16 protein-coding genes are annotated in these 21,772 nt (G+C 37.5%); 4 read left to right on the top strand and 12 right to left on the bottom strand.

Annotated elements, in window-relative coordinates:
- Positions 1–86: 86 nt before the first annotated feature.
- The 4 genes from MYP_RS26710 to MYP_RS24705 all read right to left on the bottom strand — a co-directional run bounded on the left by MYP_RS26710 (position 87) and on the right by MYP_RS24705 (position 8,499).
- Positions 87–959, bottom strand: coding sequence for a collagen-like protein (locus tag MYP_RS26710; RefSeq protein ID WP_052429923.1), 873 nt, complete (start codon positions 957–959; stop codon positions 87–89).
- Between the two features lie 3 nt (positions 960–962).
- Positions 963–1,451, bottom strand: a complete 489-nt coding sequence (locus MYP_RS03910) for a T9SS type A sorting domain-containing protein (RefSeq protein WP_052429922.1) — start codon at positions 1,449–1,451, stop codon at positions 963–965.
- A gap of 450 nt (positions 1,452–1,901) precedes the next feature.
- Positions 1,902–5,537, bottom strand: a complete 3,636-nt coding sequence (locus MYP_RS03905; RefSeq protein WP_045458691.1) for a LamG-like jellyroll fold domain-containing protein — start codon at positions 5,535–5,537, stop codon at positions 1,902–1,904.
- Between the two features lie 778 nt (positions 5,538–6,315).
- Positions 6,316–8,499: a serine hydrolase gene (locus tag MYP_RS24705; RefSeq protein WP_052429921.1), complete on the bottom strand. Its 2,184-nt coding sequence runs from the start codon at positions 8,497–8,499 to the stop codon at positions 6,316–6,318.
- Between the two features lie 342 nt (positions 8,500–8,841).
- Here MYP_RS24705 and MYP_RS03895 point away from each other — a divergent pair, with 342 nt between their 5' ends.
- The 3 genes from MYP_RS03895 to MYP_RS03885 all read left to right on the top strand — a co-directional run bounded on the left by MYP_RS03895 (position 8,842) and on the right by MYP_RS03885 (position 10,612).
- The gene (locus tag MYP_RS03895) at positions 8,842–9,657 is read left to right on the top strand and encodes a HipA family kinase (RefSeq protein ID WP_156140289.1); all 816 of its coding nucleotides are present in this window, start codon (positions 8,842–8,844) and stop codon (positions 9,655–9,657) included.
- Positions 9,635–10,018 carry a DUF3037 domain-containing protein gene (locus tag MYP_RS03890; protein ID WP_045458688.1) on the top strand — a complete coding sequence of 128 codons (384 nt, stop codon included), beginning with the start codon at positions 9,635–9,637 and terminating at the stop codon, positions 10,016–10,018. Before MYP_RS03895 ends, MYP_RS03890 begins: the two co-directional genes overlap by 23 nt.
- A gap of 396 nt (positions 10,019–10,414) precedes the next feature.
- The gene (locus tag MYP_RS03885; protein ID WP_045458685.1) at positions 10,415–10,612 is read left to right on the top strand and encodes a hypothetical protein; all 198 of its coding nucleotides are present in this window, start codon (positions 10,415–10,417) and stop codon (positions 10,610–10,612) included.
- 160 nt (positions 10,613–10,772) lie between these two features.
- Here MYP_RS03885 and MYP_RS03880 read toward each other — a convergent pair whose 3' ends face one another.
- The 5 genes from MYP_RS03880 to MYP_RS03860 form a co-directional block, all read right to left on the bottom strand.
- Complete coding sequence (locus MYP_RS03880; protein ID WP_045458682.1) at positions 10,773–13,886, bottom strand: efflux RND transporter permease subunit; 3,114 nt, start codon at positions 13,884–13,886, stop codon at positions 10,773–10,775.
- Positions 13,887–13,893: 7 nt separating this feature from the next.
- On the bottom strand, positions 13,894–14,985 hold the full coding sequence (locus MYP_RS03875) for an efflux RND transporter periplasmic adaptor subunit (protein ID WP_045458679.1): 1,092 nt from the start codon (positions 14,983–14,985) through the stop codon (positions 13,894–13,896).
- Between the two features lie 119 nt (positions 14,986–15,104).
- Positions 15,105–16,079, bottom strand: coding sequence for a sterol desaturase family protein (locus tag MYP_RS03870; RefSeq protein WP_045458676.1), 975 nt, complete (start codon positions 16,077–16,079; stop codon positions 15,105–15,107).
- Positions 16,080–16,084: 5 nt separating this feature from the next.
- Positions 16,085–16,267, bottom strand: a complete 183-nt coding sequence (locus tag MYP_RS25985; RefSeq protein WP_045458673.1) for a hypothetical protein — start codon at positions 16,265–16,267, stop codon at positions 16,085–16,087.
- Positions 16,268–16,270: 3 nt separating this feature from the next.
- On the bottom strand, positions 16,271–16,483 hold the full coding sequence (locus MYP_RS03860; protein WP_045458670.1) for a hypothetical protein: 213 nt from the start codon (positions 16,481–16,483) through the stop codon (positions 16,271–16,273).
- 358 nt (positions 16,484–16,841) lie between these two features.
- Between MYP_RS03860 and MYP_RS03855 the strand changes: the two genes are divergently transcribed.
- Complete coding sequence (locus tag MYP_RS03855) at positions 16,842–18,980, top strand: TonB-dependent receptor family protein (RefSeq protein ID WP_045458668.1); 2,139 nt, start codon at positions 16,842–16,844, stop codon at positions 18,978–18,980.
- Here the strand turns inward: MYP_RS03855 and MYP_RS03850 are convergent.
- The 3 genes from MYP_RS03850 to MYP_RS03840 are packed head-to-tail and all read right to left on the bottom strand — an operon-like array spanning position 18,972 to position 21,605.
- Entirely contained in the window at positions 18,972–19,760 is a 789-nt protein-coding gene (locus MYP_RS03850; RefSeq protein WP_045458665.1) for a PhzF family phenazine biosynthesis protein, read from the bottom strand. The genes MYP_RS03855 and MYP_RS03850 overlap by 9 nt on opposite strands.
- A gap of 23 nt (positions 19,761–19,783) precedes the next feature.
- A complete protein-coding gene (locus MYP_RS03845; protein WP_045458663.1) occupies positions 19,784–20,152 on the bottom strand; it encodes a gamma-glutamylcyclotransferase family protein in 369 nt (122 codons plus the stop codon).
- Between the two features lie 43 nt (positions 20,153–20,195).
- Positions 20,196–21,605 carry a hypothetical protein gene (locus MYP_RS03840; protein WP_231569995.1) on the bottom strand — a complete coding sequence of 470 codons (1,410 nt, stop codon included), beginning with the start codon at positions 21,603–21,605 and terminating at the stop codon, positions 20,196–20,198.
- Positions 21,606–21,772 lie beyond the last annotated feature (167 nt).

Here is a 21,772-nt window from a genome sequence, read left to right as displayed (position 1 = left end):
ATTATCTAAGCTGATACTTATGATAACAATGAATGAAAAACTAAAAGAGGTGTCAAAAAAAACTGGACACCTCTTACTCAAATAGATTATTTAATCTCAGTTATAGTAAACCAGATCGTATCTCCTACATTGGTTCTGGTTACAAAATCTCCTGAGCCATCACCATTGGCATTCCAGCTTGCTAAAGGAACTGCTCCGCTATAAGTAAAAACAGCTGGAAAATGTAAACTCGGGAATGATCCCGCAGGCCAGGTAACCTTATATTGCTGGTTAGCCAGTCGCTCAAGTGTGTATCCTGTTCCAATTTTATTTGTTGGGTTTACATAACCTGTAATAGTCTTAACACTCACCCCTGCAGGTCCCTGAGGGCCAGTGGCTCCTATAGGGCCTACCGGGCCTTGCGGACCTGCCGGGCCTTGAGGGCCTGTAGCTCCAGCAGGACCTGCTACTCCCTGTGGTCCAGTAATTCCCTGTGGGCCTATTGGACCTTGAGAGCCTGGTACACCTTGCGGACCAGCCGGACCCTGAGGACCTGCCGGTCCCGGAATGTTACTACCGGATTTCTCGGCATAAAGTGCATAAGGTACGCTTAGTAATTGCGAAACGCTTGTAATTGTATAATCAGATCCTCCTGCAGGATCAATTTCTGTTTTTATAAAATACGGCCCTTTAGACCAGTCTATTGCAGCAAAACTTCCGGATATAATTTCTCCTCCACCTATTGCTATACTTACCAGACCATTGCCATTGCTTCCTGTCTGATGTCCTTCAGAATAGACTTCTGTTCCGTTTGCAGATGATTGAAGAATACTGATTTTTATACCTACTGTAGTATTAGATACCAGTTCATTACTGCTGTTTCTCACCACAGCCTGATAGCTTATTAGATTTGGGGCCTGCGCATAAGCTACGTGCAGACCGATAATAGTAATAATTATAAAGTAAAAGTATTTTTTCATGGGTTAAGAATTTTTAATGATTTTAAAAGTTTTTAGTTCATGTTTCTTTCTGAAAACTTTTAACAAATAAGTAGTATTGGAAAGGTTTTCAAGATTAATGGTTGTCGTGCTGTTGATTACAGAACTTTGTTGAAGTACATTGCCGGTTATGTCCAGCAGAACAAAACTCAGGTGATCGGTGCTTATTCCATCAACCTTTAGTGTTACATTGTTTGCAGTAGGATTAGGATAAACTTCTGCCAATAAATTAATTTCCGGGTGATCTAAGCCAGATACTACAGAAACATATGCATGTTGCACGCCAGCAGAAACAGAGCCCGAGGTACCTGAAGCAGCTTCAAAGCTTGTCAGACCAATAGAATAGCTTACCGTTCCCCCGCTACCGGAGCCATCTCCGCCAGCGGCTACAGTGCTATTTTGAGCCTTTACTCCAATGATTCCCAGGCTAAGCAATAGACCTAATGTTACTGCCTTTTTTGATAATTTAAGCATAAGAACATTTTAGATTAGTGTTAGGGATTGTAGAAATTTCATTCAATAGAAATTAAATTTAAGAAATTCATGCTTTCTGGAAAGCTTTCTGATATTTTTTCATTTAAAAAAACTATTATCAAAGACTGAACCTATTATAATCACCTCATTTTCACAACAGAGCTTATTAAAAAAATTAAAAAGAAAAGTTACAAGCCATTGTATAAACATGTTCTCATTTGGAAAAACAGACTATACTTATAGTTTAATAAAATAAAAAGTGCAGTGTAAAAAAACACTGCACTCTATTTTACAATTCATAGAAAACTTTTACCCTGATGTTGAGCCAAACCAGATTTGATTAGAAATGTATACTATCGCAAATCACAAAAGGCCTGCGTGATAAAAGGATGTTGTGCACTCTTCATCCGCTAGCAACATCAAAATGCACTTTCAAAAATTACTTCAAGGTTAGTTACCTTTAACCATTTTTGAATTTATCATCTGCCCAAATAATGTATCAATCTTTCCGATCTTCAATTCATTATTGGTAAGTACAGTAGAAGGACGAATACGAATACCACCTTCGATGTCCACTCCAAATTTCTGTTGATATGTTTTTCCTGAAATAACAGCCTGAATGGATACCGATGCCTGCACTCTTTCAGCCGCAGTGATGAGATCAAGTCCTGCAAGTCCAGGTTTAATATTAAGGTTTAAATCTTTTCCAGCTGAAGCAGGAATCTTGTCAATCACTATTTTTAAATTGTCTTTCCCTACGCCTAACTTATTATTGATCTCCAATTTTACTGTTTTATTTTCAGCGCTTACCATTTTAACAACTGATGAATTGGTGCCGAGATTCTTTGATTCAAAAGAATTAATTTCTCCTGATTTAATTGTGGACTGCACACTAAATTCATTTAGTTTGTCCTTTATTGCATAAAACAGATTTCCGTTATTGATACCACGAAGATCATGCTTAAAATTCTTTGAATTAGACGAGCTTGCAAGAGAAGCAAGTGATGCGGATAAAGTTGGATCAAGTTTACTCATCAGCTTCTTGTCACTAACGATATAACTCAGTTTTCTGTCGCGCATGCTATTATATAGAGCAGAATTACCTGATAGTGCAGAAAGGTTTTGGGCCAACTTCTTATCAGACATAACGTCTGCTAAAGTAAGGTTAGATAACATCACATCGGATAACCTTCCAAGGTTAGGATTCTTTACTAAGTCAAACTGAGAATCTTTTACTGAACGCATGAACATCTCTGAAGCTATACTACCTCTTCTAGATGACAAGGATGATAAATCAATATTAATTTTCCCTATGTTCGATGCTGGATTTAGTTTTGCAGCTACTCCCTTAATAGATACAAATTGATTATATAGTGACTTATTCTGTTTTAACAGGTTTATACTATTGCTTCCGTATGCATTAAGATCGATTCCGTTATCATCCACAAGATTGGTGGTTTCAGTATCTGAACCAACAAAAATTATTGTTCCTGTTAGTAGTAATGCAATTGCATCCCAGATAGGAGTTCTTGGCCTTTCATTTGTAACAGAATATGGCATATAGTGAAAACGACCTCCTTCCCATGCTCCACCTTTGTATTTATTTCCGCCATCATAACTAAACTCGTTTTTATCCGGATCAACAAACAATGTTCTTAATTCACCAGGAAAATTAGGATCTAAAATACTTATTTTCCATGGCTTACTGCTACTATCCCATCCAACTGGCAATATACAGTGTGGCTTACCACTGAAATCATAGTTTTGAGCAATGCATACAACAGGATCACATCCACGTAAAAATTCTTTTCTGGTTTCATTGAAAACGTCAACTGGATTATGTGTATTGCCTGAAAGCACTTGTCCTACAAACCACCAGATGCCTGCAGCCCCCACCTGATACTGATGTTTAATATTGAATTCTCTTTCTACAGTTTCCCATTTATTGAAGCGATCCAAAGGCATGCTGAACAGACTTCTGAATTTAGATGCGTAGATTGCTTCTAAAGACATACCAAAACAATTACCACTACTTGCCAGACTATCTATTACCAACTCGTAAAAAGCTTTCTCAAGCCAATCTGTCAAATCCCAGTCTTCCGGATCGCTATCTACGTCCCTGAATGCAGAAGCATATTCATCATAACTAATTAAAGCTGTACCCCTATTTTTTACGCCCCACCATTTTTGAATAGGTGTCAGAGTATTAGGATCAACTTTGGGTTGAACTGACCAGGTGACGGAATTAACCATACCAAAAGGTCCAGTTTTGAAAATTCCGTTATTTTCAGCCAATCCCCATGCATTGGCCATAGACAAGGTTTTAGAAAATATACCTAAATGATCGTCATCACCTCCGAAAGGAGCACCACCATCACTTTCCCAAACATCTAAAGTGAACTTAATAATTCTGTTAGGACTGTTAGGAACTATGACAGAACTATGAGTATTAACATCAACTATATTTTTACCATCAAAATCACCTGAACTTGGAAACCGCTGATTATATATCAAATTTCCATTATCCTGTAAAGTAGCCTTCATGTATAAATCATTCTGCCCCATAAATGCTCCTTCAGATTCTTTAGTATCCACACGTCCTAGGAAAATGGTAAATGGCAAACAAACAAACATATTGCTCGAGCTTCCAAACCAAAGGATGCTTCCATTCTGAAAAGTATTATGGCGAGCACCTCCTGATGCACCCGGAATATCAGCTTCATCAGAAGTTGGAAAACCAAGTTGACCAATCGGTCCATTCACTGATTTGTATTTATTCCGGATATCTCCATGTACTTCAAATGCGCCAGTAGTACTGCTCCAGTATATTGTGCAACTTTCAAATTCACTGAATTTTCCAATTACCTGGTTGTTGTTTTTTACATCTGATTCATTGCTTACAGGATATCCCCATTTGTTTATACCTCCTGTTGCAAGAAATTTATTAAGAATTGCTCCATGTACTTCGAAGGCCTTTGCTGTACTATTCTTAAAATACATTCTTCCACCTTGAAAGACTTGCTCTTTTCCATTATTTAATGCGACAGCAGGGCTAATTGGCCATCCAATTAATGCAGACTCATTGAAAAGTTCATAATCAATATACAATTGTCCTGAAACATGAGCTGCTCCAGTTTCAGGCCCCCAGTAAATACCACCTTTGCTGAACAGGTTCTTTCTACCCCCGGCTTTTGCCGTATTGATTTCATCACTTACCAGATAACCAAGTTCTGATTTGTTTGCAAGATTTTTATAATATTGAAATATCGCTCCATGCATTTCAAAAGCAACTCCTACACTTTCATTGTACATAATAAGCCCTGCATCATACATTTGGCTGTAAGACATAGTTGCACCATCATACTGCCACTTACCATGTGGATTTCCAAAATTCATGGTACTTTTAATAGATTCCAGCTTGAAAGTAATAAACCATTCTGGATGGCTGCGACGCTCGTCTAATTGCTGCTCAATTGCTACAGGGATTTCATCAGTAAAAAGCTGAACAGCTGCTATCTTTCCATTGAAATGATAACTTGAACCATTTACCCAAGTACCTATGTACAATTGATTTCCAGAAAACTTTTCAATTAAACCAGATGGATAGGCATGAACTGATAATATAACTCCATCAATAAACAAAGCTACTGTATCAGTATCATAAACCAGGTCTGCAGTATACCATTGTCCCAGTTTTAAATCAGTAAAAAACTCACTGGTTGTTCCTGACCATCCATGTGCTTTAGGATCTACAGAAACTGCCACTTTAAAATCTGAATTCCCAGTTCCTTTATCAATAAACATAGAAAATGGCAGACAATTGGACTCAATAAGATTTTGTCTCACAACCACAGCGCTATCAACTTTAAAAACAACTCTTACAAAAAACTTATTTGTGGTGATTACTGTAGGATTTAACTGAACCTGAATTCTTCCATTGGAACCAAGGTCCAAAGCGTTTGGAAAATTTCCTGTAGCAATGTTACCAGGTCCTTGTAGCGTAGAACAATTTACTACCGTGGCTGGCATTGTGCCGTCTGGATTGGCAACTGTTGTGCTTTGCAAAGCATAATCAATGATTTTCATTCGTTTAACCAAAAAATACATTTTGCTTACTCTTGCTTCCCATTTTCAGCTTCCTGGGTGCCTACTCTATTGCGGATTTTCAGCCTCCTCCTTATATAAAATAAATAGATTATTCATTTAGAGTTCAATCTACATGAATGCTAAGGTTCTATAGTTATATAATCTTCTATCAACTTTATCTTCGTTGAATTTTTAAGAGTATAGTGCTTTTAGAATTGAAAATTTAATATGAGGAATAAGGTAGAAAGTTCATCATATCTACGACTTTAACATTTTCTATATACTAAAATCCTTTGCTGAATATGTATTGTAAGAGATACTGACTTCCAATTATATTCAGAGCTAAGCCAATCAGTAAATTCTAAAAAAATTAACACTTTTGTTTTTTCCCTATCTATAAGTTTCTTCTTAAAGATATCTGGAATCAATGCAACCCATTTGCGTTAGAAGAACTAAATACTCAATCCTATCCAATATTTTGTATTGGTTTGTAATCGCTCTTAACTATTAACTTTTGCAGGTGTATTATTAGGTTTTAACAAGCACTTATCTCAGAGGAACACCTTCTATTTTTCAATTAACTTTTATGAAGTTTGTTTATGATTTGCTTGTTAAACTCACGCTGCAAATATGAATAAATGAATTTTAAAATATCTGTTCAGTATGCAGTTACTTGAGATACATGCTAACTGAAGCTTAATACTTGATAAAAATCCTAGATTTATATAAAAAGAAGAGGAAGCCCTGGCACTCCCTCTTTCAAAAAATTACCAAACAGTTATTCTACAATTACTTTTTGAGTTACTTTACCTTGCTCAGTTTCTATGTGAAGGATCAGCATACCTTTCAACTGTGTTTGTATACGATCAACTGCTTTGTGTGTTTCTTTATTGCCAAGCATATCTGATACAGTTACAGAGGTAACATCTGCTGCATTGCTGAAATTGATGATACCATCAGTACTTACAGTTGGGTAAGCAAGAACTCTATTCGTTGAAGATGCATCCAGGTTTATGTTAAATCCTTGCTCTTCTTCAGTGATCGCAAACTCATCTGCACGGGCACCAGTACCGATATTGTCAAACAGATTGTAAGAAGGATACGCTGTTACCTGGTTCAGAGCGTTTTCAATGGCAGGAATCAATACCTCATTACACTCGTCCGTCTTTGGCTTGCTGTTAATAATTACGGCATAACTTACACCATTACCCAGTTCAGTTAAGTTAGATCTTGAAGAACCATGGCAACCATTGTGCCCTTGGCGATTACCGGAAATTCCCCATCCGAATGCATACCCTGGTCTTAATGTAGAGCCGGTTGTCATTGTAGTGTGTGTAGTAGCATTTAAGATATCTGAAGGTGAAGCAGCACCATCAACTCTGTTTAAGAATTTTAACAAATCTATAGGACGAGCTACCCAGCCGCCAAAACCTGCCCATAACTGAAGGTTCATCTTAGTTGCAGAAGTATAGTGCATCTCTCCTGCTTTCGAATTTCCGGAAGCTTGACCAACATACATAGTAGATCCGATACCGCATTTGTTCAATACATTTTCTCTGATGTAAGTTTCATATTTCTTACCACTTACTTGTTCAATGATTCTTTCAAGAATGAAATAGTTGGTATTAGAATATTCAAAATTTACACTGGTATCTGTCAATACAAGATCGTTTGCGGCCAATAACACAGCCATTGCATCATCTGGTGTTTTAGTTGCATCCCAGAATACTGACTCTCCGTTACATGATCTAAGACCAGATGTATGGTTTAACAAATGACGTACTCTGATTCTGTTCAATGAAGGTTTATTGGCAGGTGTGGCATACTTAGAGCCAAGCACTCCATTACGGCCGAATACGAAAGACTCTTTAGAAAGAAGACCTTTCTGGATGAGAGTCATGATTCCAACGGCAGTAACTGGTTTAGAGACACTCATGATACGTCCTGGTTGATCAGGAGACATTTCTTCTCCTGTTGAAGGATTTGCATATCCATACCCCTTAGCAAAAACAAGTCTTCCGTCTTTAACTATTGCCAGTGAAAGACCTGTTACATTCTCACTTGTAAGAAAACTATTTACAGCATTATCAATTTTAGCCATATTGGAGCTGGAGATGTTGGTATTCGTCCAGAATCCATTGTACTTAGAGCTTGTGCCAGATGCGAAAGCATTCAACAATACAGGTCTGTAACCCGAGTAATAATGGTTGTCGAAGACATACTGATAATTTGCAGCAGTGATTCCATGTCTTGCAGACCACAAAGGTGTACTGACTTTCTCCCATACAGCAGCATATAGATCTGTGCCGCCTTTGTTATATCCTGAGATTCTTTTCAGAATATATCCCTGAGAAGTATAAGTGTCAAATGCGCTCTGATATTGAGCAGCGGTTAAGTTATGCCTTGCAACCCAAGCTCCGCCTCCGGAAACCACTTCCCAGATACCTGCAAAGTATTCAACACCATTCACAACATATCCGCTGATATAAGTTGGACGATATCCCTGAGCAGTATAAGTATCATATACCGCCTGATATTGAGCAGCAGTCAGATTATGTCTTGCAATCAATGCACCACCTGATTTCTTTTCCCAGATAGCTGCAAACTGAGCTTCTCCTCCCACTGCATAACCTGATACTAATGTAGGTCTGTATCCCTGAGATGTGTATGTATTAAAAGCGGTTTGATATTCCGCTGCAGTCATAGAGTGCTTTGTAACATAAGCACCACCTGAAACCTTTTCCCAAAGAGCAATGTACTTTTCAGCTCCATTGGAGGTATAACCATTTACGGAAGTCAGCCTGTATCCATTAGCTGTGTGTGTATTAAATTCAGTCTGGTATTCTGCAGGACTTAATCCATGTCTGGCAACCCAAGCCTGAGCGAAAAGTGTTCCCGGAAGGAGAACAGAAGCAGCAACTGCTGTTAAAAGTCTGTTAAAGAATTTAGATCTGGTTTTCATTTTAGTATTGGTTCTTTATAGTGTTTTGTTAGGTTTTAAACTTTTAGCTTTATTCAGATAAAGAGCAACCCGGAATTACCCGACTATCTGATTGACGATACAAAAGTGCAGATGAAAAAAGGATCCTGAAATACCGTAAACAGATAGAAAAATAAAATACCTTTTCACAGGAGAATATCCTTAATATGAACATTTTATAAAACTGCAGTATATTCCTATCTTAATAATAATAGTCTTTAAGGGCATTCTTCCTATTTTATAAAATCATTAATCTCTAGCAGATTCTGAAAAAAATGATATAACTTTCAGCATAAAAATTCCGGAAGCACAGAGCAGACGGGCATGAACTTAATTTCTGTGAGTAATTACAACCCCAAAATAAGAGAAGTAAACGTTATCCGTTATGTGACTCCCCTTCGTGAGGGAGGCTCTCTGCCAGCCATAGTAGAGGCTGATGACGACTTTTTATATGTGGTTAAATTCAGAGGTGCAGGCCAGGGAATAAAAACCCTGATAGCAGAACTTATCGCCGGAGAGATTGCCAGACTTCTGGGCTTTCTGATACCAGAGATTGTCTTTATCCATCTTGACGAAGCTTTTGGACGCACTGAACCAGATGAAGAGATTCAGGATCTTCTGAGAACAAGTGAAGGACAAAATCTTGGACTTCATTATCTTTCAAGAGCCATTACATTCGATGCGCTTGTTACCAATGTTGATCCTGAGCTCGCCTCTAAAATTGTATGGTTTGATTGTCTGATTATGAATGTTGACCGTACCGCCCGGAATACCAATATGCTTTCCTGGAATAAAGAGCTTTGGCTTATAGACCATGGAGCATCCTTTTATTTTCATCATTCATGGCCCAATCCCGAAGAGCAAGGGAAGAAGCCATTTCCACAGATAAAAGATCATGTCCTCCTTTCCAAAGCATCTGAACTGGATAAGGTCAATGAAACTTTCAAAACTAAACTCACAACTGAAAATATACAATCAATAGTGGCCCTGATTCCTGATGAATGGCTGTTAAAGGCTGAATCACCCTTTGACACTGTTGAAGCGCATAGACAAGCCTATGTGAAGTTTCTGGAAACACGAATTGCTAATTCTGAAACTTTTGTAAACGAAGCGAAAAATGCAAGGAAAGCAATTGTTTGAGTATGCCGTTATTCGTGTGGTACCAAGGGTTGAACGCGAAGAGTTTTTGAACGTTGGAGTAATACTATTCTGTTCATCACAGGGATTCTTACAAACTAAGTTTGAGTTGAACCAGGAACGACTAAAGGCTTTTTGTAAAGATATAGATATCCCAGAACTGGAAAAGAGACTCCGTGCCTTTGAAAGAATCTGTGAAGGAGGTAAACAAGCAGGACCCATCGGAGGCCTTCCTCTTTCCGGAAGATTCAGATGGTTGACAGCAAACAGAAGTACCATCGTTCAGACTTCAGCTGTGCATCCTGGTCTATGCAACGATGCAAGTGAAACACTTAGGAGATTAATGGCTGAATTGGTTCTATAGATTATTAGAGGCTCTATCTTATGGATACACATTATGTCCAGAGTGTCCGTTCTGGTTCAACATAAATGACATAATTCAGGTAGGGTACCCAAATTAGAAATAAAAATTATTTACGGATAAAGGAACTTTTTCATACGGTATTTTCAGGATAAATTCATATCAATCTGACATGAAAACTGCCAGAAAGGTCAACAAAACAATTCACTAAAAATCAACAAATTGAAACTCACTTAGTGACTAAATAGTTGAAATATTGTTCTTTATAAAAACAGTTTGCAATGTTGGCACGTAGTTCGCTTTACAGATACCATAAGGGGAATTGTATTTGATCAAATCCCAATCTTAATTCCTAAAATATAATTAGGTTTTATTCGTCTAATAAATAAATATACTGCTATGATCGATTTTAAGGAGTACACATTGCTGAACGATGGAAAGCATGTGTTTATAAGCACCATTAGTGGAAAGACTGATGGAATGCTTACCGGAAGCAAAACAGATCAGGACGGGAATATTACAGCCCTTGTACTCCGAAAATATTTTCACCGCATTGAGGTGCCAACGGAGGAAATCCTGAATATCAGATTGTCTTAAATTATTTTTAACTGAAGCATTATTACAAAAATCAAAAAGCTCTCATAATCTGATTTTGAGAGCTTTTTTTATTTTCTTCCTGATCTCAACGAATTCAACACATATATCTAAAAAAGCAGGACGTGAGGCTCTGCCCCACGCCCATGACCTTCACTTGAACTTAAAAAATTTCACTTACAAAACTTTCTTCTTTAGCCGTTTCCTTTACCGTTGTTTTAACCCTTTTAGCAGATTTATCTTTTGAAAGATAAGTATACATAGCAGGTATTACATAAAGCGTAAACAATAATGATATCATTAATCCACCTACGATAACAATCCCCATTCCCATCCTGCTTTTTGCCGCAGCACCAAAAGCAATCGCTATAGGCAATGCTCCTAATGCTGTAGCCAGACTTGTCATTAATATCGGCCTTAACCTTGCGTTTGCGGCTTCCAGGGCAGCTGTGCGCACATCCCTTCCGGATTCTCTTAGATGATTGGCAAACTCGACTATAAGGATACCGTTCTTTGTTACCAAGCCTATTAACATAATCATCCCTATCTGACTGAATATATTATTGGTCTCGTTAAAATACCATAAAGATATAACACCACCGGCAACAGCCAGAGGAACCGTAAGCATGATGATAAATGGATCTACAAAACTTTCAAACTGTGCTGCCAGAATAAGATATACCAGAATCAAAGCCAGTACAAATATGTAGGATGTATTGGATGAACTCTCAGCAAAATCCCTCGCCTGACCTATCAATGCGGTGGAAAAGGAATCATCCAGCACTTTATCCCGAATAGCATCCATTGCCTTCACACCATCACCAATAGTTTTACCCGGAGCCAGTCCTGCTGATATCGTAGCAGCCTGATAGCGGTTATATCTGAACAACTGAGGCGGACTGCTTGACTCCTCAAACTCTACCAGGTTATCAAGCTGAATTAAATTCCCGGAAGTATTTCTTACATAAATATTTTTTAAATCAACAGATTCGTTTCTGTTGACTCTGTCAAACTGACCTATGACCTGATATTGTCTACCATTCATAGAAAAGAAACCGAATCTTTGACCACTTAAAGCAAGCTGTAAAGTTTGAGCGATATCGGACACGTTTACCCCTACTTCCCTTGCCTTTTCACGATTTATAATTACCTGAATATCCGGCCTGTTAAACTTAAGGTTTACATCCACAACTGAGAAGGTAGGATCTTTCTGACCTTCATCCATAAACTTCGGAAGGTATTCCTCGAGCTTTTCAAAATCAGGAGCCTGAATAACATATTGTACAGGAAGCCCTCTTACGCCGGTATTGATAGTCTGATCCTGCCCCACCTGAACTTTAGCCTCAGGAAATCTTTTTACAAGCTGATTGATCTTATCTACTATCTCCTGCTGGCTTCTTTCCCTTTTATCAGGATCTATCAAGGGGATTCTTGAAAAACCTGAATTAACACCACCGGAACTTGAACCTCCGGGGCTGGAAGCAGTAATAGCCATGACAAGTCTGTTTTCAGGAATCGAATCTCGAATCAGTTGTACATACTTTTGCATGAACTCGTCTGTATATTCATATGATGCTCCTTCCGGTAATGTCATTGTAATGCGCAACATACTTCTATCTTCTGTAGGAGCAACTTCAGCAGGAATAATCTTCCAGATAAATACAGTGCTTACTACCGCTACCCCCAGGATAACAAAAGCTAACCAGCGACGTTTAAAGAAGGTATCAAGAGATTTTGCATAAGATTCATTCAACCAGATAAAGAATGGTTCCGAATAGGTATAAAACCTGCTCTTCCTAGTATGATCATGCACCAGCCATGCATTCAGCATAGGTGTGAGACTGAGCGATACAAAAATTGAAATCAGAACTGCAGAAGATACCACTATTCCGAACTCCTTAAATAACTTTCCTACAAACCCTTCCATAAATATAATTGGAAGGAATATAGCAGCAAGAGTAATTGAGGTAGAGATAACCGCAAATGTTATTTCCCTTGAACCTTCTATAGCTGCCTCAAATGGGGACATGCCCTGTTCAAGTTTCTTAAAGATATTCTCCGTAACAACTATCCCATCATCCACAACCAATCCTGTTGCAAGGACTATAGCAAGGAGTGTAAGTACATTGATAGAAAAGCCGAATATGAACATTATAAAAAATGTTCCCACCAGAGATACTGGAATATCTATCAAAGGGCGAAGTGCAATAGACCAGTCTCTGAAGAACAGATAGATAATTACGACAACCAGTAAGATTGCTATAATCAGCGTTTCAGTAACCTCTGTTATTGATTTTGTAATAAACTTTGTATTATCAGTTGATACGGCGAGTTTAAAATCAGGAGGCAACTCTTTCTGGAGTTGTTCAAATCGTTTATAGAATTCTTCTGCAATATCCGTATGATTAGCCCCTGGCTGAGGCACTATAGAGCAGCCTAAACTTGGAATGTCATTGATTCTGAAAATGGATTCTTCATTTTCAGCGCCCAATCTTGCATATCCGATATCCTGCAGACGTACAACTTTACCGGATGATGCTTTAATTATCATATTATTAAAGCCCGCTTCATCCTTGAATTTTGCACTGGCTTTTACAGTCAACTCTGTTCTGTTGCCTTCCAGTCTTCCTGTCGGCAGCTCCACATTCTCTTTATCCAATGCCTGTCTTACATCCTGAAGCGTTACTTTAAACGCGGCAAGCTTTACAGGATCCAGCCACAATCTCATGGCATACTTCTTTTCACCAAAAAGATAAACATATCCCACACCTTTGATAGTCTGAAGTCTTGGCAGAATCATGTTGTCTACATAATCATTCAGCTCAAGATCTGTCATTTTATCATTGGTAACAGTCATTACAATGATATATTCCCCTCCCACATCTTTGCTTACGACCGGAGGAGCATCCAGATCCTGAGGCAAAGAACGAAGCGTTTGGGAAACCTTATCCCTGACATCGTTTGCAGCTGTTTCTAAATCTGAATCAAGGTTGAACTCTACTGAAATTGAACTTGAACCAAGGCTGCTTGTTGAAGATATAGACTTAACTCCTTCAATACCGTTCAAAGCCTTTTCCAGCGGATAAGTAATCTGGGCCTCAATGATCTCAGCACTCGCTCCGGCATAGGAAGTCCGCACGGAAACCATTGGGGCTTCTACAACAGGAAACTCCCGAATTCCAAGCGCCCTGAATCCCATAAAGCCAAAAAATAGAATGATAAGATTCATCACAATGGCTAATACAGGCCTCTTGATACTTATTGTCGATAAACTCATAAGTCTGCTATTCCTCTCTGTTTACTGCAACTCTTTCTTTTGACTTTACGACTTTAACTTTAGCCTCATTCTTAAGTCTGAAGTTTCCGTTGATCACAACAGAATCACCAACTGAAATACCTGAGATAATCTGAAGAAAATCTTCTGTTCGGATACCGGTTTTGACTATCTTTTCTTTAGCTATGCCATCCTTAACAACAAAGACAATTTTATTATTAGTCACAGGAACGATTGCTTCTGTAGGCACAAATAAAGTTTTAGAATTTTCATTTTGTCTTAGCTCAACATTTACAAAGGTCCCTGGTAAAAGCTTTCCACCGGTATTTGTACAGACTGCATGATAGCGAATACTTCTGCTATCCGTATCTACAGCAGGATCCTTAATAATTATTTTTGCTGTAAAGACATCCTTCAAACCTTCTGCTCTGAACTTAATCTGATCACCTGTCTTTATCATAGCGGAATATTTTTCAGGGAGGTAAAATTCAATTTTAACAGGGTCTGTTTGATAAATAGATGCAGCTGTAACTGCAGGAGTTATATAAGCTCCCGGACCAATAGAATGGATACCAATCAAACCGTTAAAAGGCGCTCTGATCTCTGTTTTGGCAATCTGTGTCTGTACAAAAGCACTGTCAGCTTTAAGCGTTAAAAGAGTTGCCAGAGCATTGTCATATTCTTGTCTGCTAATCCCATTTATTTCCAATAGCTGACGTTGTCTTTCTTCATTGGAGGAAGCAAGCTTTATCTGAGCTTTCAGCTTTGATAACTGAGCCTGAAACTCAGCATCATTTACTTTCAATAAAAGCGTTCCACTTTTTACAAATTGCCCTTCAGGTAGGTTCAGATAAACCACCCTTCCACTTGCTTCAGCTTTCAGTTCTGTTGCTTCATTGGCAAGTATAGTACCTGTTGCAAAAACTTTAGGTTCTATGCTTTCATTTCCTACAACAAATACAGAAACCGGAGTAGAAGGCCTGTCAGAACTTTTATTTGCAGTGTTTGACTTGCCCTTATCAGATGTAAAAAATTTTGCTTTAATAAAGATCAATGCACTTAATATTGTTGCTATAATGAAGTAGATTTTAAATCTTCTCATTGCTTAATTTAATTGGTGGTGAATTAAAATTTCAAAATCAAAATAAAATAACCTTGTTCTGCTCCTAGTAATGAGCAGAACAAGGACATAAAGAGTGATCCTTCAATTTTATTTTTTTCCTATACAGCTATCTGATTATATTGAGGTTCCTCCAGAAGTTCATCATGTAATACAGGTTCAGGAAGTTTACTCTTAAGTTCTTTAACTGTATATCCACCTGTCTCTCCTACCTCATCATAGAATTCAGGACCACCGACAGCCAGTTCACTTCCGGCTTTCTTAGACTTGAAGAAAGGCCATAAGAATTGAACGTACCATTCTTCTTTGAAGTAGTGCTTTACACCATAGCCGGCAGGGTATTGTCTCGTTATAAGCCCTGTACCAAAGATCATATCCCATATAAAGAACATATTTCCAAAATTTCCTTTATAGTGGCCAACACCATCATTTGCATCTGCATGATGAGCATGATGTGTTGCAGGTGTAGAGATAAGTCTTTCAAGTACCCATGCTATAGGATTCAAAATTCTGTATTTATAAAATGGTTTATCCCAAGGAATACTGGAATGTGCTGAAATTGTAATAAACGATTTTAATACTTTTACAAACAAAGCAGGAAAGCCCAAACCTAGAAATACCAACGTTGCAGTTACATAAGTCTGTGAAAAGAAAACAGTATAGATCACGTTTTGCCTGCTGGCCATTGCCATTCCCATATAAGATGCTGAATGATGTGTTCTGTGAAATCTCCACAACCATGGAATTTCATGATGAAGACGATGATACCAGTATTGAGTAAGGTCATCTGCCACTGCTATTATAGCAAATCCAAACCAGAAAGGCACCCATGAAAAAATCCCCATCATGCCCGGAAATAATACAGGCAAGGCTTTAAGGCTGAAGAAGGCAAAAACAGGAGTTAACAATATCTTAGGAGCAGCATAACAAATTAAATCTGTGGCTTTTTCGTTTTCATCCCAGTCATGTTTATCATACCTACCAGCAATAAACTCTGCAATCCCTAGTAAGAAGAGGAATAGAGGCAGCCCCCAAGAGCTAAGGTTTTCAAATACGGATGTAAAGATTTCTTTCATAGCTTTTATTTCTTTTTATATCTTTCAAATTGACCATAGTATGCTTTCTGATCTTTATTATTCCATGGCTTTTCTCCTGTGACCTTCAGGTATATAAACAAAGCCACTACAGGCAATGAGTATAACACTATACTCAGCAGTGCATTCCTGATAATTCTATTTCTGATTGAAGGATCTGGTGCGGACATAGCTTAATCGTTTAGGTTAATACTTGATTCAACTTTTGATTCAACTTTAATATCTGACGGAGCCTCTTGCTCTTCCTGAAAAATACTGGCTGTAAGCAGCAGACCTCCAGCTATAATGACCACCGGAGCAAGGTATATCAATACTGTTACTCCTATTTTTTTGATAAGCAACCAAGCATCGCTAAGTGCTATATGAAGTCTCGATTCTTTAATCATATAAATCCTATCGGTTAAGTAGATTTTTATAAACAAAAAAAAACAAATCTTATAAGTAAACCTTCCTGTTAGTTTTTTACTTTTCGTATGTACAAAAACTATATTGACGAATTACTAAATGAATTGATTATTGTTTTTCCATCTGGTGGCTAATGGAATGTAAAGATATATCATTTACCAATTGTATATTTTTCCAATCGGCCAGAATACCACCAGAGTAGCCATTTGAATGAGGTTCATTGATTTTATTTCCTTAATATTCTGAATAGTATATGAAAAATTGTTTCCGGTTTCATACCACCAACAATTAAATAAAACGATATTTTATATGGCTTTTTATATCTTTAGCAACTTAACTATGCAGATATCTATAAGAAACATTATCATTTTAATCTTTGCTCTCCATGCGCTGTCTTTAAAAGCACAGATGAGCTCTGATTCTTTAGCTACTATTGAAATCAAAGCAAGCAGAACTAATTCGTATCTTAAATCTATACCCTCAGCCACGACGATCATTGGCAAAGAACAGTTTCAAACAAACAGGACCGGGATATTTATGGAAGATGCTTTAAAAAATGTACCTGGCATATTTGTTCAAAATAGAAATAATTTTGCTCAGGGAGAAAGAATCATTATCAGAGGTCAGGGAAGCAGATCTTCATTTGGCTTGCGAAATATAAAAGTATTTCTGGATGGTATTCCACTTACCTCAGCAGATGGAACAACTCAATTAACCGGTGCTGACCTGTATTCCATTTCATCTATCGAAGTTTTAAGAGGCCCATCATCTCAGATCTATGGTAATTCTTCCGGAGGGGTGATTTATCTTAAATCTGATCTGCCGATTCAAAAAGGTTACTCATTTGAAAATTATCTTATTTCAGGTTCTTATGGTCTTTTTAAAGCAGGACTTCAATTTAGTAAAGTCAATAATAATTCATCACTATTAATAAGCGGAAATGTAACTGATATCAAAGGTTACAGAGAATTTTCAAATGCCCGCTTTTATACGTTGAACATGGCTTTGAAAAAGAAACTGAAAAAAAACTATACACTTTCTTTCATCCAGAATATCTATTATGCACCCTATCTCTATAATCCTTCAGGATTAACATATGCAGAGACTGCCGATCCCCAAAAAACCAGAATGGCTATTAAGAAAAATGCCAGCGGTAAAACACTGCTTCAGGGTATTAGTGGTATCAACCTGACTAAAAAACTCTCCGGTAATCAGGAGCTTGATCTTTCAGTCTATTATATTGGAAGAAAGCTCAACAACCCTATTATAGGAAGGTATATTGATCTCAGAAGACATTCAGGAGGAGCAAGATTTGCCTATATTAAAAAAATTGATCTGGATAAAACTTACATAAATATCAGAACAGGGATTGATTATGAGTTCCAGTCTGATAAACGTTCTGAATACGAAAATAGAGGTGTTACTGATAAAGATCTGGCAGACCTTCCAATACAAGATCTCATTTCAGCAGTAGCCAAAGGAAACCTTCTGTTAAAACAAAATGAAAATATTCATAACGGAGGATTATATATCCTTTCTGATATTGAAAGACAAAGAATCAAACTAACGCTTGCATTAAGATATGATCTGATTAATTTTTCTGTAAAAGATCAATTAACAGATTCGATTAACCAGTCTGGCAGCAAGATCTTTAATAAATTAAATCCAGGTGCTGGCCTTACATATAAGATGACTGAATACTCAAATATTTATTCCAACTTCTCAACATCATTTCAAACACCTACTGCAAATGAATTTAGCAATAATGTAAACGGCAGTGGCTTCAATAAACAGCTCCAACCCGAAAGAACACGTAGCGGTGAAGCAGGAATCAGAATATTCAAAACACTTTACTACATTGATATGGCTGCTTTTTATGTAAGGACCAACAATCAGCTTATACCTTACCAGACAAGTGCCGGAGGCGATCAGGTATTTTACCGCAATGCAGCAGTGACACAGAACAAGGGATTAGAAGTAAGTGGTTTTGTAACACCTGTAAGGGGATTAAAATTAAATATTAATTATACCTTAATGGATTATACCTTTGTTGATTATGAATACAACTCCAAGGGACAAAAACTTCAGCTGAAAGGTAATAAAGTACCTGGTACAGCTAATCATAGATTTTATTCCAATATCGCTTTTATCCCGGTTAAAAATTTTATTTTTGAAATGGGTGGACAATGGACCGGAAAAGTCTACACAAACGATCTTAACGACTTTGAGCCTGGTTTTGCCAATACCGGTGTATTTGTAAATCAAAGTTATTGGACATTTGACACAAAAGTTGGCTATACATTTGAAGCAGGTACACTAGCCTTTAATATCTTCGGAGGCATAAATAATTTGTTTAACAGGAATTATTCCAGCTCCGTAATACCTAATGCAGCGGGACAAAGATACTTTGAACCCTCTCCCACCAGAAATATCTATATTGGTTTAAGGACGTCTCTTAAGAAGGAGAAATCAAAATAAGATTTCTCCCTTTATAACTGTTACGGCTTTACCCGTGAGGTAAACCCTATCCTTTTCAAGTGATGCATCAATTTGCCCTCCCCTTTTGGAAGCCTGGTAAGCTTTAAATGATTTTTTACCAAGAACATTATTCCAATAAGTAGCAAGCAAACAATGCGCAGAACCAGTTACAGGGTCTTCATCAATTCCAAAAGCCGGAGCAAAGACTCTTGAAACAAAATCATATTCTTTATCTCTTGCAGTAATGATCACCACAAACTCACCAAGCTTTAATAATTTTTCTGAATCAGGAAGGAAGTTTTTCACTTCATCACTATTCGTAAGCTCAACCACCATATAGCCTTTATCAGATTCTTCAAAACCAATCGGATCAACTCCAAGCTGAGCCTTTACTAATTCTTTTGTATTAGTGTCCCTCCCTATAATGGCTGGAAAATTGAGTTGAATATAATCACCTACTCTCTCCGCAGATAAAATTCCTGATAATGTATGAAAATTTATTTTATCTGTCTTGATAAATCCTTCCTGCCACATAATATGCGCTGTTGCCAGCGTTGCATGCCCGCATAACTTTACTTCTTTTTCCGGAGTAAACCATCTAAGGTTGTAACCGTCATTCACGGGATATGCGAATGCAGTTTCTGCAAGATTCATTTCATTAGCAATTTTCTGCATTAATTGCTCTTCCATTGGATTATCCAGGATCATCACACCAGCAGGATTTCCTTTAAATGCAACATCAGTAAATGCATCAACCTGATATATATTTCTCTTAGACATATTTAATTGTAAAAACAGATAAATTATTTCTTATATAATAACCAATCTCCTCCAGAGACAACAGGAAGAAAGGGAGCATTATTCTTATTTAAGATATAAATATAACAATCAAAACCTGGTAATACTTTCTTCCTGTACTCTTCCCCTTCATACTCATCCAATGATATTAATATATCTTCTTTAATTTCAAACATATCACCAGTTATGATATCCATTGGATCTGCTGTATAGAAAGCAAAAGGATACTCTCCCGCATCATATAGTTTAAATCCGGAAACAGTTATTCCTTCCTCCAGCAACATACAACTACTCATAAGATGATAGGCAGTACCTCCTTTTCTTAAAGTTCCATATACAAATATCTTTTCAATCTTCACACTGCAAAGATACATACATATCTATTACCTGACTAACAGCTCTCCTAAATCTTTCGGTTTAATGCCTCCACCATTCCATATGATGCTTATGCGTTTTAAGATAAGCCCCCTCCTTGTAGTAATAATCATAAAAATCAAGATCCAGATGATGTGCCTGAAGATATGTAAGACAAAATATGGACGGAACTGTAGCAGGAAAACGTTCATATGTGTCATATATATACTGTGCCATAGTGCTTACACACGCGATAAATTCTTCGCTATGCATTTGAGCACTTGATCTAATCCTGGATGATTCTTTCCAAGGACCGGCTGTATCTCTATGATAAGGACCTCCTACACTAAATTTCCTTTTAACCAAAGCCCTTGTAGCATCTTCCATTGTTTTAAAATGAGGAGGACAAAATCCTTCAAATACTCCTGGAAGACCGGTAATATCAGGCAACGAATATTTAAGATTTTTATTAAATATAAAACCTAATCCGGGCACTTCAGGATTTCCACTTGCTCCCAGTATTGAGAATCTGTCAATTCCATCAAACATCCACCCGCCTAAGCCCATTGCCTGAAGCATCAGCATTCCTGCGTAACATGAAGCAGAAAGTTCAGAAGTTGCTTCTGTAAGAGCATACTGCTCTATAAAAGTCAATGGATAGGGATTATTAAGATCTACCAGCTTGCTAAATTTATCAAGGCCAGGAATTGGAAGTCCTTTAATGTCATCAAATATACAATACCCATTCTGTACGACGAAACAAAGTATTGCAAGCATATGCTGAGCAACATCAGCCACAGGAATAATCAACGTACTTCCAGGTTTATTTACACACCATGTATTATGAGGTTCCATATAAGGCTCAGAATGCGGAATATAAAGTCTTTTATCGGAAAGTCTGATTTTCCTCGCTGCATGAACTTCCAGCCAATATTTAAGGTTAAATCTATCGTTATCGTAAGAAACAAGTGAAGGAGCATCTCTGGTTGGTAAAAAATAAACTCCGAAATCATCTGTATAAAAAATCTCTGAAGTATGGAAACCGGCAGCAGAGGGAAAGGTCCTTCCTCCGGCAGCAGCAGAGTAATTAGCAATATGAGGAGCATATTTTTCAGCTCTGTGGATCATAGAATGCCAACCCGTATTCCCGGCACAGGAATTTAATATAAGCATTTGTTCCAATGCATCAAGAGGAACAGGTGCTTTGGAAGATTTATATTTTAATGGACCATCAGGTATTTCAGCTCCTAGAAGGAACCTTCTTGCCCGCCTTCCATATAAAGCTTCAATGAGAGGAAATTTTATAGTTTCTTCAAGTCCTCTGGGGTACTCTCCAAGATTTTCTATCATTGTTTTACTACTACGCAAAGCACTATTACTGAACGATCCTCCTAGGTCTTGCAAAAAGGTCCCAGTCGATAGTAAAAATGAATTCCAGAATGCGTTGATATTCCTTGGGCGAGTGTTTTCCATATGCTGAGGAGCTTAATAAAGAAAAATTACAGACAAAGAGAGGTTTTGTTTATACCATAATTTAAATCAACAACTGCCCCAATTTCATAATGCCCTCACCCCACTAATCTCTGATACAAAAGCATTTACAAAAGGTAATAAACAGTAGACAAAAAGGCAGGTTAATT

Origin of the sequence: Sporocytophaga myxococcoides (assembly GCF_000775915.1) — a bacterium.
GTDB lineage: Bacteria > Bacteroidota > Bacteroidia > Cytophagales > Cytophagaceae > Sporocytophaga > Sporocytophaga myxococcoides_A.
This window is presented reverse-complemented; position numbering and strand designations above follow the sequence as displayed.

Excerpts from the sequence above, each read along its gene's own strand:
- MYP_RS26710 (WP_052429923.1), bottom strand. The coding sequence starts at position 959 with ATGAAAAAATACTTTTACTTTATAATTATTACTATTATCGGTCTGCAC.
- MYP_RS03910 (WP_052429922.1), bottom strand. The coding sequence starts at position 1,451 with ATGCTTAAATTATCAAAAAAGGCAGTAACATTAGGTCTATTGCTTAGC.
- MYP_RS03905 (WP_045458691.1), bottom strand. The coding sequence starts at position 5,537 with ATGAAAATCATTGATTATGCTTTGCAAAGCACAACAGTTGCCAATCCA.
- MYP_RS24705 (WP_052429921.1), bottom strand. The coding sequence starts at position 8,499 with ATGAAAACCAGATCTAAATTCTTTAACAGACTTTTAACAGCAGTTGCT.
- MYP_RS03895 (WP_156140289.1), top strand. The coding sequence starts at position 8,842 with ATGAACTTAATTTCTGTGAGTAATTACAACCCCAAAATAAGAGAAGTA.
- MYP_RS03890 (WP_045458688.1), top strand. The coding sequence starts at position 9,635 with ATGCAAGGAAAGCAATTGTTTGAGTATGCCGTTATTCGTGTGGTACCA.
- MYP_RS03885 (WP_045458685.1), top strand. The coding sequence starts at position 10,415 with ATGATCGATTTTAAGGAGTACACATTGCTGAACGATGGAAAGCATGTG.
- MYP_RS03880 (WP_045458682.1), bottom strand. The coding sequence starts at position 13,886 with ATGAGTTTATCGACAATAAGTATCAAGAGGCCTGTATTAGCCATTGTG.
- MYP_RS03875 (WP_045458679.1), bottom strand. The coding sequence starts at position 14,985 with ATGAGAAGATTTAAAATCTACTTCATTATAGCAACAATATTAAGTGCA.
- MYP_RS03870 (WP_045458676.1), bottom strand. The coding sequence starts at position 16,079 with ATGAAAGAAATCTTTACATCCGTATTTGAAAACCTTAGCTCTTGGGGG.
- MYP_RS25985 (WP_045458673.1), bottom strand. The coding sequence starts at position 16,267 with ATGTCCGCACCAGATCCTTCAATCAGAAATAGAATTATCAGGAATGCA.
- MYP_RS03860 (WP_045458670.1), bottom strand. The coding sequence starts at position 16,483 with ATGATTAAAGAATCGAGACTTCATATAGCACTTAGCGATGCTTGGTTG.
- MYP_RS03855 (WP_045458668.1), top strand. The coding sequence starts at position 16,842 with ATGCAGATATCTATAAGAAACATTATCATTTTAATCTTTGCTCTCCAT.
- MYP_RS03850 (WP_045458665.1), bottom strand. The coding sequence starts at position 19,760 with ATGTCTAAGAGAAATATATATCAGGTTGATGCATTTACTGATGTTGCA.
- MYP_RS03845 (WP_045458663.1), bottom strand. The coding sequence starts at position 20,152 with ATGTATCTTTGCAGTGTGAAGATTGAAAAGATATTTGTATATGGAACT.
- MYP_RS03840 (WP_231569995.1), bottom strand. The coding sequence starts at position 21,605 with ATGGAAAACACTCGCCCAAGGAATATCAACGCATTCTGGAATTCATTT.